The 12,367-nt window shown below is 62.9% G+C and carries 11 protein-coding genes; 9 read left to right on the forward strand and 2 right to left on the reverse strand.

Annotated features, from left to right (window positions below):
- The first annotated feature begins 67 nt into the window (after nt 1–67).
- The 6 genes from ACODTO_RS06715 (at nt 68) to ACODTO_RS06740 (ending at nt 6,106) form a co-directional block, all read left to right on the forward strand.
- On the forward strand, nt 68–1,006 hold the full coding sequence (locus ACODTO_RS06715) for a helix-turn-helix domain-containing protein (protein WP_175385013.1): 939 nt from the start codon (nt 68–70) through the stop codon (nt 1,004–1,006).
- A gap of 340 nt (nt 1,007–1,346) precedes the next feature.
- Nucleotides 1,347–2,015 (forward strand): GntR family transcriptional regulator, encoded by a 669-nt coding sequence (locus ACODTO_RS06720; RefSeq protein WP_175385014.1) that lies wholly within the window; start codon nt 1,347–1,349, stop codon nt 2,013–2,015.
- Between the two features lie 75 nt (nt 2,016–2,090).
- Nucleotides 2,091–2,897, forward strand: coding sequence for an ABC transporter substrate-binding protein (locus tag ACODTO_RS06725; RefSeq protein WP_139642993.1), 807 nt, complete (start codon nt 2,091–2,093; stop codon nt 2,895–2,897).
- Between the two features lie 11 nt (nt 2,898–2,908).
- Entirely contained in the window at nt 2,909–3,685 is a 777-nt protein-coding gene (locus ACODTO_RS06730) for an amino acid ABC transporter permease (protein WP_024777287.1), read from the forward strand.
- Nucleotides 3,686–3,687: 2 nt separating this feature from the next.
- On the forward strand, nt 3,688–4,467 hold the full coding sequence (locus tag ACODTO_RS06735; RefSeq protein WP_175385015.1) for an amino acid ABC transporter ATP-binding protein: 780 nt from the start codon (nt 3,688–3,690) through the stop codon (nt 4,465–4,467).
- 28 nt (nt 4,468–4,495) lie between these two features.
- Nucleotides 4,496–6,106: a gamma-glutamyltransferase family protein gene (locus ACODTO_RS06740; protein ID WP_489106121.1), complete on the forward strand. Its 1,611-nt coding sequence runs from the start codon at nt 4,496–4,498 to the stop codon at nt 6,104–6,106.
- Between the two features lie 26 nt (nt 6,107–6,132).
- On the opposite strand, the gene ACODTO_RS06745 is transcribed toward ACODTO_RS06740, so the two are convergent.
- Both ACODTO_RS06745 and ACODTO_RS06750 read right to left on the reverse strand, forming a co-directional pair.
- Nucleotides 6,133–7,398: an MFS transporter gene (locus tag ACODTO_RS06745; protein ID WP_489106122.1), complete on the reverse strand. Its 1,266-nt coding sequence runs from the start codon at nt 7,396–7,398 to the stop codon at nt 6,133–6,135.
- Nucleotides 7,399–7,489: 91 nt separating this feature from the next.
- Nucleotides 7,490–8,692 carry an ROK family transcriptional regulator gene (locus tag ACODTO_RS06750; RefSeq protein ID WP_139642979.1) on the reverse strand — a complete coding sequence of 401 codons (1,203 nt, stop codon included), beginning with the start codon at nt 8,690–8,692 and terminating at the stop codon, nt 7,490–7,492.
- A 198-nt stretch (nt 8,693–8,890) separates the two neighbouring features.
- On the opposite strand from ACODTO_RS06750, the gene ACODTO_RS06755 reads away from it, so the two are divergent.
- The 3 genes from ACODTO_RS06755 to ACODTO_RS06765 are packed head-to-tail and all read left to right on the forward strand — an operon-like array spanning nt 8,891 to nt 12,360.
- The gene (locus tag ACODTO_RS06755) at nt 8,891–10,294 is read left to right on the forward strand and encodes an APC family permease (RefSeq protein WP_489106123.1); all 1,404 of its coding nucleotides are present in this window, start codon (nt 8,891–8,893) and stop codon (nt 10,292–10,294) included.
- A gap of 9 nt (nt 10,295–10,303) precedes the next feature.
- Nucleotides 10,304–11,311, forward strand: coding sequence for an ROK family protein (locus ACODTO_RS06760; RefSeq protein WP_489106124.1), 1,008 nt, complete (start codon nt 10,304–10,306; stop codon nt 11,309–11,311).
- Nucleotides 11,312–11,331: 20 nt separating this feature from the next.
- Nucleotides 11,332–12,360, forward strand: a complete 1,029-nt coding sequence (locus ACODTO_RS06765; RefSeq protein WP_489106125.1) for an SIS domain-containing protein — start codon at nt 11,332–11,334, stop codon at nt 12,358–12,360.
- The last annotated feature ends 7 nt before the right edge of the window (nt 12,361–12,367 follow it).

Below are 12,367 nucleotides of genomic sequence, written 5' to 3' on the forward strand. Positions count from 1 at the left end.
TCATGGACGATCGAGCACCTTACGCACGGTCGGTCAATCAAAGACCGACCCTCGAGGAACACTGATCATGCTCGCCGAAGTCCGTACCTTCAATGATCCTCAACAGCATGCCGGTTCGATCCTGGGCTGGCAGCAGGTCTATGACCAGCTCGGGCGCGGATGCCTGTCCAGCGAGCTGCAGCAGATTTGCGCCGAGCGCTTTCAGATCTTCCAGGAAGTGCTGGATAAGCGTGTGGTGCAGCGAGGCTCTGCGCCAAAAGGACGCCTGTGCATTGCCATGTCGCTGGGCAGCGCACCGGTGGTCCAGGGGCATCAGGTCGACGCTCACAACGTCGTACTGTTGCGCGACGGAGAAGACTTTGTCCTGCACGCACCGGAAGGGACGCGCTTCTTCGCGATCAACGTCGACATGGTGCGTTTCGCCAAGCTGGCGGCCTATGAGCTGCCGCACGACCAGCTCAAGCGCCTGAAAAGCGTGTCCCAAGTCAGCGTGGATGAAACGGTCCTGCTGCGCGTACAGCAGAGGATCCATCCGTTGTTTCGCCGCCTCCTGGAGCAGCCGGACGCGATCACCCCGGCCTCGGAAAAAATGTTGGAGGACGTGCTGCTCAACGCCTTCCTCGATCTGTTCAGCCATGCCTCGGACGAAGTGCGCAGTCGCCGTGGCAACGTTGCCGTCAGTGCTTATCTGGTCAAGCGTTGCCAGGAGTTGGTAGGAGACAGCGGCGATACATCGCTGAGCATCCTCGATCTGTGCGAGCAACTGCGGGTCAGTCGCAGGACCCTGCAGAACAGCTTCCAGGCTGTGACCGGGATGCGTCCGGTCGAATACCTGCGCAACCTGAGGCTCAATGCCGTACGGCGGCGCTTGATCACGACCCAGGCGACCGCGCAGAACGTCGGCGAGATCGCCGTGGCCATGGGCTTTTTTCACTTGAGCCACTTCGCGACGCATTACCGGGAACTGTTCGGTGAATCCCCTTCGGAAACCCCCAGGGCCAGATAATGCTGTTCACTTAAGAAAAGCGATGAACCTGTGGCGAGGGGATAAATCCCCTCGCCACAATGAACCGGGCAAGTCTTAAGTGAACAGCATTACAGGAGCCACAGGTTGATAGCCTGGCAATGTTACCGGGCTACTGCTTTGCACATTAATGGGCGCCCCCTGGGCCAATAAGTAGCACATCCCCACGGCTTAGCCGTGATGCCGGTGTACCTACCGGCCTGCCTGGCTATTCCTCTTCGCCTTGAAATCAACCCCTTGCGCGTTCGCCATTGGTTTTGGCACGCATCCTGCTTTTTTTGAATCCATGGATAATTGGATACAAAATACAAGGGGTGCGGCCATGCAATTTGCTCCGTCTTACACTGAACGTCCCCCGGTGACCGCCGAGGAAGAGGCTTACAACTTTTTGCTGGAGGCCATCTGCGGTGGCCGGTTCCATAAGGGGGATCGGCTGATCGCCGAGGACATCGCCAGTGAGATAGGCATGAGTCGCATGCCGGTGCGCGAGGCGTTCCGGCGCCTGGATGCTCAGGGCCTGGTCACGCTGCGACCCAATCGCGGAGCCGTCGTCAGCGGCCTGGACATCGACGAACTGCAAGAAGTGTTCGAGATGCGCAGCGCCCTCGAAGGCCTGGCGATCCGGGTCGCGGTAGGGCGCATTGGCGACCGCCAGTTGGCTGCCCTGGAGCGTTTGCTGGACGAGATGGACGACTACCGCGACGAAAGCGCCGAGTGGGTCAGCCGTCATCGGGCTTTTCACGAATACCTGTGCAGCCTCAGCGGTCGCCCCAGGCTGCTGAAGCAGATCAGCGCCCTTTATTCCCTGGTGGAGGCGCCCATGCGCCTGTGGTTGCAGCACGTGGAGAAACCCATGAGTGCGCGCCAGGAGCACGTGGTGATCCTCGAAGCGATCCGCGCCGGTGACGCCGACAAGGCCGAGGCGGTGGTACGCGCGCACATCGAAGGCACCATCCCTGAATTGATCGAGTTCCTGCAAGCGAAAAAATAAGCAGAGCAGGCCTGAGCCTGCCCGTGTTCTGACTTCGAGTACTGCCCGTTACCCACTGAACTGGAGTGTCTGGTCATGCATAAGCCTCGCGTGTTGATAGCCGCAATATCCTTGGGATTCTGTGCACAGTGGGCGTTCGCCGCCCCCGTGGTGCCGGAGCGCTTGATCAAGGCCGACAAACTGGTCTATTGCTCGGGCATGGACTCGCCGCCGCTGGTGTCCTTCGATGAGGCACAGAAACCCAAAGGATTGACCGTCGACCTGGGCCTGGAAATCGCCAAACGCCTGGACGACAAGAAAGTGGAATGGCGAGTCGTGCCGTTTTCCGGGTTGCTCCCCGCGTTGCTGGCCAAACAGTGCGACATGATCGTCGACCAGCTGTTCGACAAGCCCGAACGCCGCGAAGTGATCGACATCGTCAACTACATGTACTCCAGCCAGGCGGTGGTGGTGCCCAAGGGCAATCCAAAGGCCATCAAGACGCTCCCGGATCTTTCCGCGCGCAAGGTGGCGGTGCTCAACGGCTCCACCATCAAGACCCTGCTCGACGCCGAGAATGAAAAGCTGACCAAGGCCGGCAAACCGGCGATGAAGCTGGTGGTCTACAACACCGATACCGATGCGTTCCAGGCGCTGCGCATCAGTCAGGTCGATGCCTATGGCACCACCGTGGAAACTGCCGGTTATTACGCCGCCATGGCCCCCGACCTGTTCGAGGAAGGGGTGCCGGCCTTCAGTCGAATTCTCACCGGCATCGGCATCCGCAAGGACGATCCGCAATTGAGCGCGGCAGTGCAGCAGGTGATCAGCGACATGCGCGGCGACGGCAGCTACAGCCAGTTGCTCAACAAATGGCATGTCGCCGGCGACACTCTCGATTGAGGTAAGCGTCGATGAATTTCAATTGGGATGTGTTCTGGCAGTACCTGCTGCAGCCCAGTGGGGTCTACCTCACCGGGCTCTGGCTGACTTGCCTGATCAGCGTGCTGGCAATGTTGCTGGGCTGCGCCCTGGGCCTGGCGGCGGCGCTCTTGCGGCTGTCGAAGAACCCGCTGCTGCACCTGCCGGTGCGCTTTTACGTGTGGCTGATGCGCGGCACGCCATTGCTGGTGCAGATTGTCTTTCTCTACACCGCGCTGGCCGCCGGCGGGATCTTCCGCTTCGAGGACATCGACCTGTTCGGCCTGGTGATCCCCGGCAATATCCAAGCGGCGATCATCGCCCTGGGCCTGAACGAAGGCGCCTACATGGCGGAGATCATCCGCGCCGGCATCGGTGCGGTCGACAAGGGACAGTATGAGGCCGGGCGCTCCCTGGGCATGACCTTCGCCAGGTTGATGCGCCGCATCATTCTGCCCCAGGCGTTCCGGGTCATCGTGCCGCCGCTGGGCAACGAGTTCAACGTGATGCTCAAGAACACCACCCTGGTCAGCGTGATCGGCGTTCAGGAACTGCTGCTCAGCACCCAGATGGTGACGTCGGCGACGTTCCGGGTATTCGAGCTGTACCTGGTGGTGGCGATCTACTTCCTGCTGCTGACGACCCTCTGGGGCTTCTTCCAGCGCTGGCTGGAAGCCCGCTTCGGCCAATCGGACCGTCCGTCTTCGCCACCGCCCGCGGCCACGCGGATGTTCGGCCGCAGCACTCTGAAATTGCTGAGGGAACGTTGACCATGGCGCACAAAAGTGAAGAGCTGATCATCGAGGCGCTGGATGTCCACAAGTCCTTCGGCGACCTGCAGATCCTCAAGGGCATTTCCCTGCAGGTACGCCGCGGTGAGGTGGTGGTGCTGATCGGGGCCTCTGGTTCCGGCAAGACCACCTTCATCCGCTGCATCAATCTGCTGGAGGACATCCAGGGCGGGCGCATCCGCGTCAACGGCCAGGCCATGGGATATCGGGAACGGGCCGACGGCAGCCTGGTGCGCGATTCGGAGCGCAACATCGCCCGTCAGCGCCGGGACATCGGCATGGTATTTCAACGCTTCAACCTGTTCCCACATATGACCGCCCTGGAGAACATCATCGAGGCGCCGATCCAGGTCCTCGGGATGCCGCGCGCCGCTGCGTTGGAACAAGCCCGTAGCTTGCTTGCACGGGTCGGCCTGGCGGACAAGGCCAGCCATTACCCCTCCATGCTCTCCGGCGGGCAGCAGCAGCGCGTGGCGATAGCCCGGGCGTTGGCGATGAAACCCCAGGCGATGCTGTTCGACGAGCCCACCAGCGCCCTCGATCCGGAAACCGTGGGCGAGGTGCTGCAAGTAATGAAGGAGCTGGCGGAAGAGGGCATGACCATGGTGGTGGTGACCCACGAAATGGGTTTTGCCCGGGAGGTGGCCGACCGTGTGGTGGTCCTGGACCAGGGCGAACTGATCGAGCAAGGGCCGCCGGAGCAGATTTTCAGTCACCCCAGCCACCCGCGTACCCGGGCCTTTCTCAGTCGCGTGCTTTGACTCGTTTTGTCTGTGAAGAGAGTTTGTCATGTTGAAATTTTCTGCTCACGAGTACCCGTATCCGTCGCAACGCCAGAGCGTCTTTGCCCGTCGTGGCATGGTCGCCGCTTCTCAGCCACTGGCCGCGCAGGCGGGTATCGAAATCATGCAAAAGGGCGGCAACGCCATCGATGCTGCCATCGCCACGGCGGCGGCGCTGACCGTGGTGGAGCCCACCGGCTGTGGTATTGGCGGTGACGCCTTTGCCTTGGTCTGGTGCAAGGGCCAGCTGCATGGTCTCAATGGCAACGGGCATGCACCGGCATCCCTGAACGTCGAAGCAGTGCAGGCGGCCGGCCATGAACGCATGCCGCTCTACGGCTGGACGCCGGTGACGGTGCCCGGTTGTCCGTCGGCCTGGGCCGAGTTGTCACAACGCTTCGGCAAGTTGCCCTTTGCCGATCTGTTGCAACCGGCGATCAGCCTGGCGCGGGGTGGCTTTGCGGTGTCGCCGGTGGTCGCCCATCAATGGCAGATCGCCGTGAAGGAGTTCACGCCCCATCGCGATCCGGTGCTGGACGCGTGGTTCGATACCTTCCTGGTCGAAGGGCGCGCGCCGCGGGCAGGAGAGATCTTCTGTAACCCCGCCCAGGCCCGTACCCTCGAAGAACTCGCCGCCACTCGTTGCGAAAGTCTTTATCGCGGTGCCCTGGCCGAGCGCCTGGATGCCCATTCCCGCGCCACCGGTGGCTATCTGCGCAGCACCGACCTCAAGGACTATCGCGCTCAGTGGGTGGAGCCGATCCACGTCAACTACCGAGGCATCGATGTCTGGGAAATCCCGCCGAGCGGGCAGGGCCTGGTGGCCTTGATGGCGCTGAACATCCTCGAAGGCTTCAGTTTCGATCACCGCGACAGCCAGCAGACCTGGCATCGCCAACTGGAAGCGATGAAGCTGGCCTACAGCGATGGCCTGCACTACATCACCGACCCGCGGCACATGCGCGTGGCGGTGGCCGATCTGCTGAGTGAGACATACAGCGCCCGGCGCCGTGAACAGATCGGCGAACAGGCCCAGCCGCCCGCGCCCGGCGATCCCCACGCCAGCGGCACCGTGTATCTGGCGACCGCCGACGAAGAAGGCAACATGGTTTCGTTCATCCAGAGCAACTACCACGGCTTCGGCTCCGGGGTGGTGTTACCCCACAGCGGTATCGCCCTGCAGAACCGCGGGCAGGAATTCAGCCTCGACCCGACGCACGCCAACTGCCTTGCGCCGGGCAAGAAGACCTTCCACACCATCATCCCCGGCTTCCTCACCCAGAACGGTCAGGCCCTTGGTCCTTTCGGCGTCATGGGCGGCTACATGCAGCCCCAAGGGCATGTGCAGATGGTCATGAATCTGGTGGACTTCGGCCTGAATCCCCAGGCGGCCCTGGACGCGCCGCGCTGGCAGTGGCTGGGCGGGATGAAGGTCGGCATCGAGCACGGCGCGTCACCGGACCTGGTCAACTCCCTGGCGCGCCGCGGCCATGAGGTGCAGGTCAGCAGCGACCTGACCGACTACGGTCGCGGACAGATCATCCTTCGCGATCCGGTCAGTGGTGTGCTGTGCGGCGGGACCGAGCCCCGGGCGGATTCGCACATCGCAGTCTGGTAACCCAGGGGCGGGCAGTGATCGGGGGATCAGGTGGCGGCCCTCGGGGCGGTTCCTGCCGGCGCAAGCTCTTTCGCACCGGTCGAGTGATGCCGGGTTTCCGGCATCGCCAGCAACAGCAGCAAGAATGCGACCCCGGCGACCGCCGCCAGGGTTACAAAAGCCGCATCGTAGCCGGCACTGTGCACCACCCATCCCGCCAGGCCAGGGCTGAGTGCCGCACCCAGGCCGAACACGGCGGACAACGCCCCCAGGCTGACATTGAAACGCCCGGTGCCTTGGGTCAGGTCCTTGACCACCACGGGAAACAGCGCGCCGAAGATACCGGCGCCGACGCCGTCGAGTAACTGCACCGCCACCAGCCAGTAGGGGTCGTTGGAGACCACGTACAGGAGCCCGCGCAGGGGCAGGATCAGGAAGCCGACCAGCAGCAGCGGCTTGCGACCCCATCGGTCGGCCTTGGCGCCGACCAGGATCGCCATCGGTACCATCACCAGCTGTGCGGCGACGATACAGGCAGAGGTCAATGGCGTGGCCATCTGCAGGTTGACCAGCGCCAGCTTCTGGCTGACCAGCGGCAGCATGGCGGCATTCGCCAGGTGAAACAGTGCGCAGCACACCGCGAACAAGCACAGGGGCCGGTTGCTCAACAACACGCTTAGCCCGGATGGATGCCCATGGCCGCCGGTCGATGCCGGGTTAAAGCCGCGGGCCACGTCATGATCGATGGCGTTGGCCGAGACCAGGCTGGCGGCAATGATGCTGCCCACCGTCATGACCGCCATCAGATAGAACACCGCCACCGGCCCGAACAGATAAGCGAAACCGCCGGCCAGCAATGCCGAGCAAGCATTGCCGGCGTGATTGAAGGTTTCGTTGCGCCCGGTGCGGCGGGTGAAGGCCTGTGGACCGGTGATGCCCAGGGAAATGGCGGCGATGGCCGGGGCGAATACAGAGCCGGCGATGGCGCTGACGGTCTGGGTCAGGGCGACCAGTGTGAAGGCACTCATCCATGGCAGCAGCAGGCAGCTGCCGGTCACTAGCAGTGCGGCGACAATGACCACTGTCCGTTTCGCGTGTGTGCGGTCGATCAGCGCGCCCGCCGGGGCCTGGGCCAGCAGCGCAGCAACACCGGCCAGGGTCATCACCAGGCCGATACTGGCCGGGTCCCACTTGTGCACCGCCAGCAGGTAGATCGCCAGATAGGGACCCAGGCCGTCACGCACGTCGGCGAGGAAGAAGTTGAGGCTATCCAGCGACAGCTCGTTGCGACGGTTCTTGACGGAAGTATCCAAGTGCGCAGTCTCGATAGGGCAGGAAGACGTGGGGCATTGTGTCAGCTCCCAGCTCCTTCGCGATGAATTCCTGCCCGCTCTTTGCCCGGGATTACAGGGGCATCTTCAACAGCGCCTCATAATCGGGGCTGATTTCCGCCAGGATCATCAGGGCCGCGGCCCCGACCGCAACCGCGTCGGGACCGGCGGAGCCCAGTTGCACGCGTGGATACTGGCGGTCCGCGCGGCTGCTGATGGAGCGACTGAGGGGTTCGAGCCTGCGGATCAGTTCCTTCAGCAGCGCTTCGGGCAGGAAACCGCTGATCAGGATGGTCTGCGGGTCAAGCAAGGACTCCAGAATGTTGATGGCCTGGCGCAAGGCGGGGGCCGCTTCGTCAAGCCAGGCGTCGATGGCGGCGCTGACATGGGGATCGTCCATGTCCTCTGCCGACAGGTTCTGATCGGTGTCGCGGCCCAGGTGTTCCATCAACGCCGCGATGGAGATGTAGCGTTCCAGGCAGCCCTGGTTGCCGCAGGAGCAGGCCTTGCCATTGGCAATCACGGTCATGTGGCCGATTTCGCCGGCGTTGTGCCAATGGCCGGCATACAGGCGATTTCCCAGGTACATGCCGGCACCCAGGCCGCTGCCGATGAACAGGTGGACGAAGTTCTGCACTTCGCTGGCCAGGCCGTGCAGGCGTTCACCCATGGCGGCGCAGGTCGCATCGTTCTCGATCAATACCGGCATGCCGGCCAGTGGCTGCAAACGCTGGGCGATGTCCGGCCCATCCCAACCCGACAGCGCTGTCGGGCCCACCGAGGAAATGCCTTCGACGTTGAATGGGCCGGGCAGGGCGATACCGGTGCCGATGAACCGACCGCTGGGACGCTGCCGGCGGAAGTCTTCGATGACCTGCAGGATCAGCGGAAGGGCTTCGTCGTAGGTCGGGTAACGGACCGGCAGGGTCACTTGGGCAAGGGTCTCGCCCAGCAGGTTGAGCAGCACGCCAATGATGCAGTGTTGCTCGACATGAAAACCGATGGAAAAGCCGCCTTCGGGGTTGATCGAGAGCGGCACCGCCGGCTGGCCCCGCGCGCCTTTTTCCGGGGTATGGGCGAGCAGCATGCCTTCGCTTTGCAGCTCGCTGACGATGTTGGACACCGTCTGTGCCGTCAGCGAGGTCAGGCGTGTCAGGTCGGCACGGGTCAGGCGTCCGGCCAGGCGAACCGCTTCGAGGATCACTCGACGGTTGTGCTGGCGAGAGTGTTCGGCGTTGGTGCCGGTGGTGGTCATGGGGCTGCTGGTGGTTTTCATTGGGGAATCATCGCGGCTGGGTATTAATTAAATCAAGTTGAATTAATATCTCCGCTGTGATTTTCTAGTGCTGCCCCGGCTCATGGCCGGGGCGATGCCCAATAACAATAAGGTCCATGCGACAGACGCCAGTTGCTGGCATGTATGACTTCAAAACCTGCCCCAACCGCACTGTCCATCCACACGAGGTCGTCATCGATGAATGCGCCAATTCCCGCCGGGCAAAGTACGTCGGCTATCCGTCGCAAAATAGGTTTGTTTCCCGCTGTTACGCTCAACATGAGCCAGATGTGCGGCGTGGGTCCGTTCATCACGATTCCGGCGATGATCGTCGCCATGGGCGGGCCCCAGGCCTATCTCGGCTGGATTTTCGGTGCGCTGCTGGCGCTCTGCGATGGTCTGGTATGGGCCGAACTCGGTGCGTCGTTGCCGGGGGCGGGCGGTACCTATGTGTATCTGCGAGAAGCCTTTGGCAAGCGCACCGGCAAGCTGTTTCCGTTTCTATTCGTATGGACGGCGATGCTGTTCATTCCGCTGATCATGTCCACCGGCATCATCGGTTTCGTCCAGTACCTGAGCTGGTTCTGGCCGCAGATGAGCCAGACGGCGGGCAACGTCATCGGCCTGGTGCTGATCTGGGCCATCGTCCTGTTGTTGTGGCGCAAGATCGAGTCGATTGCCCGGCTCAGTATCGTCCTGTGGGGCATCATGCTGGTCAGCATCGGCGCCTTGATCGTGGCCTCGCTCTCGCACTTTCATGCCGACCTGGCGTTCAGCTTTCCCGAAGGCGCGTTCAACCTGGTCGACAGCGGCTTCTGGTTCGGCATGGCCGGCGGCCTGACCATCGGCATTTATGACTACTTGGGCTACAACACCTCGGCGTACCTGGCTGGGGAAGTCGAGCAGCCCGGCCGCGTGATCCCGAAATCCATCGTTCTGTCGATCCTGGGCATTCTGTGCATCTACCTGTTGATGCAAGTGGGCGTACTGGGGGTCGTGGATTGGCACCGCATGCTCGATCCGGACTCGGCGGCGTACAAGTCGGTGGCCTCGGTGGTACTCAGTGAGACCTGGGGCGAAACGACTGCCGCAGTCGTCACCGTGCTGATCCTGATCACCGCGGTGGCGTCGGTGTTCGCCGGTTTGCTGGGCGGTTCCCGAGTGCCGTTCGAGGCGGCGAACGACAAGGTGTTCTTCGGCGTATTCAGCAAGACTCACCCCAAGCACCAGTTTCCCACCTACGGCATCCTGAGCATGGGTGTGCTGACCTCCGCGGGCTTCATGATCGGCCGTTTGACCGACCTCACCACGTTGATCCAGTTGCTCACCACCGTGATGATCCTGGTGCAGTCGCTGTCGCAGATCGTAGCCTTGTTCGTGCTGCGCAAGACCAAGCCGCACCTGGCCCGGCCTTACAAAATGTGGCTGTACCCGGTGCCTGCGGTGATCGCTTTGCTGGGCTGGGTCTATATCTACTTCGCCTCCAATCACAACGCCCCCGGTGCCTACCCGATCCAATGGTCGTTGGTGTGGGTGGTCGTGGGGGCCGTGGTGTTCCTGTTGTGGGCGCGGATGCAAAAGCTCTGGCCGTTCGAGAAGTGAGACTTGTCCATGTACCAGCCGTTTGAATCATCCAGCCGCGACGTACCCCGGCAGGGGTTGCTGCTGGCTATCGACGTGGGGGGCACCAAGACCCACGTCGCCTGTTATGACATCGCCAGTGGGCAGTTGCGCAGTGACATCGTCGCGACCCATGCCGACGGCCTCCATGGCGTCGCTGCGCTGGAGCGTATCCTCGATACGGCGCGGGCCTGCGCTGAGGCTTTCCAAGACGCTCCGCTGCTGAGCGTCGCCGCGGTGTTCCCCGGGGTCATCCGGGGTCACACTTTGCTCATGGCTCCGAACACGCCCGGGCTGGATGGGCTGGACCTGCACGGGCTGATCGTTCGAGGGCTCGGATGCCCCTCGGTGTTGCTGGACAATGACGTCAAGGCCGGCGCCCTGGCGGAAGCCCGTTGGGGGGCGTTGCAGGGCATCGACAACGCCATCTACCTGAACCTGGGCACCGGGTTGGCGGCGGCGGCCATCGTCAATGGACGGTTGCTGCGTGGGCACAATGGCGCGGCGATGGAGATCGGCTACCTGTTGTCGCCGTTTCTCGACAGCGAAGACCCGGGCAAATGGCGCACTCATGCCGAGGGCGCCGCGCCGTTGGAAGAGCTGTTTTCCGGCACCGCGCTGGGCGAGCTTGCCCGGCAGTTGCTCGGTGAAGGCCACCAGGCGCTGGATCTTTTTTCCAGTGGCGATGCGGCGGTGCACAGGGCACTGCGCGAGCGCATCACGGCCTGCGCGGTGCAGGTCGCCAACGTCGCCGTTGCCCTGGATGTGGAGCGCATCGCCATTGGCGGTGGACTGTACCGCCAGGCCAGCCTTCTGAAACCGCTCATCAAGGACTTGATCGACCGGATCGTACCGTTCGCGCCGCAGGTGGTGGCGGCCCGGTTTGCCCAGGACGCACCGCTGTGGGGAGCCCTGAGCATGGCCATGGAAGCCGCTCATCTTGAGCAGATCGATCAGCGAGCGATCGCTGCCACGCTTGAACCTGTGGCCATCCCTTGAACCGGCCTCTGGAGAAATTGATGTCGTTGATGCATATCGAAACCCTGTCCATTCCAGACATTCTCCAGCGCATGCTGGAGGATGATCACGCCCTCCAGGCGCTTGCGCAGGCACTGGCTGCGGACGTTCCCGACTTGATGATCACCGTGGCGCGGGGCAGCTCGGATCATGCCGCTGCCTACTTCGGGCATGCGCTGATGAGCCAGGTGGGTGTGCCGTGCCTGTCCATCCCGTTGTCCCTGGTCAGCCTGCAACGAGCGCCATTGCGCCTGAAAAATGCCTGGGTGGCGGCCTTCTCTCAATCCGGCAAAAGCCCTGACCTGATCGACAGTGTCGAACGGCTCCAGCAACTGGGGGCGAAAGCCGCGGCCTTCGTCAACACCCCGGCGTCTCCCTTGGCGCAAGTCTGCGACACACCGCTGCTGTTGCCCGCCGGCCTCGAACAGAGCGTGGCAGCGACGAAGAGCTTTGTCGCCATGCTGATGGCTGGCGTTCAGCTGACAGCGAACCTGGCGGCCTCATTGACGAACGACCGCGCATTGATGGATGCATTACCATCGTTGCCGGGCCAGATGCGGGCTGCCGCCGAACATGACTGGTCCAGGGCGGTGGCCTTGCTCACCACGGCCGACAAGATGCTGGTCATCGGCCGCGGCAGTGCGTTGCCGATTGCCCAGGAAGCCGCCCTCAAGCTCAAGGAAACCAGCGGCATCCAGGCCGAAGCGTTTTCCAGCGCGGAGGTGCGTCATGGGCCGATGGAGATCATCGAGCCGGGTTATCCCGTGTTGGTGTTTGCTCCCAGTGGACCCGAGCAGGCCGGCACGCTGGCGTTCGTCGATGACATGCGCAAACGCGGCGCGAACGTGTTGGTTGTCGCGCCCTTGGGCACGGCAGGGCTCGACCTTGCAAGCGAGCCCACCGGACACCCGCTGCTGGAGCCGTTCACCATGATCCAGGGGTTCTACCTGATGGCCGCCCGACTGGCCCAGGCTCGGGGGCGCGATCCTGACCAGCCGCGGTTCTTGAAGAAAGTGACCGAGACGCGGTAGGGCAGGA

Source organism: Pseudomonas sp. FG13 (assembly GCF_057809755.1).

Coding starts and splice junctions, on each gene's coding strand:
- ACODTO_RS06760 (WP_489106124.1), top strand. CDS start 10,304: ATGTACCAGCCGTTTGAATCATCCAGCCGCGACGTACCCCGGCAGGGG.
- ACODTO_RS06735 (WP_175385015.1), top strand. CDS start 3,688: ATGGCGCACAAAAGTGAAGAGCTGATCATCGAGGCGCTGGATGTCCAC.
- ACODTO_RS06725 (WP_139642993.1), top strand. CDS start 2,091: ATGCATAAGCCTCGCGTGTTGATAGCCGCAATATCCTTGGGATTCTGT.
- ACODTO_RS06740 (WP_489106121.1), top strand. CDS start 4,496: ATGTTGAAATTTTCTGCTCACGAGTACCCGTATCCGTCGCAACGCCAG.
- ACODTO_RS06715 (WP_175385013.1), top strand. CDS start 68: ATGCTCGCCGAAGTCCGTACCTTCAATGATCCTCAACAGCATGCCGGT.
- ACODTO_RS06720 (WP_175385014.1), top strand. CDS start 1,347: ATGCAATTTGCTCCGTCTTACACTGAACGTCCCCCGGTGACCGCCGAG.
- ACODTO_RS06750 (WP_139642979.1), bottom strand. CDS start 8,692: ATGAAAACCACCAGCAGCCCCATGACCACCACCGGCACCAACGCCGAA.
- ACODTO_RS06730 (WP_024777287.1), top strand. CDS start 2,909: ATGAATTTCAATTGGGATGTGTTCTGGCAGTACCTGCTGCAGCCCAGT.
- ACODTO_RS06755 (WP_489106123.1), top strand. CDS start 8,891: ATGAATGCGCCAATTCCCGCCGGGCAAAGTACGTCGGCTATCCGTCGC.
- ACODTO_RS06765 (WP_489106125.1), top strand. CDS start 11,332: ATGTCGTTGATGCATATCGAAACCCTGTCCATTCCAGACATTCTCCAG.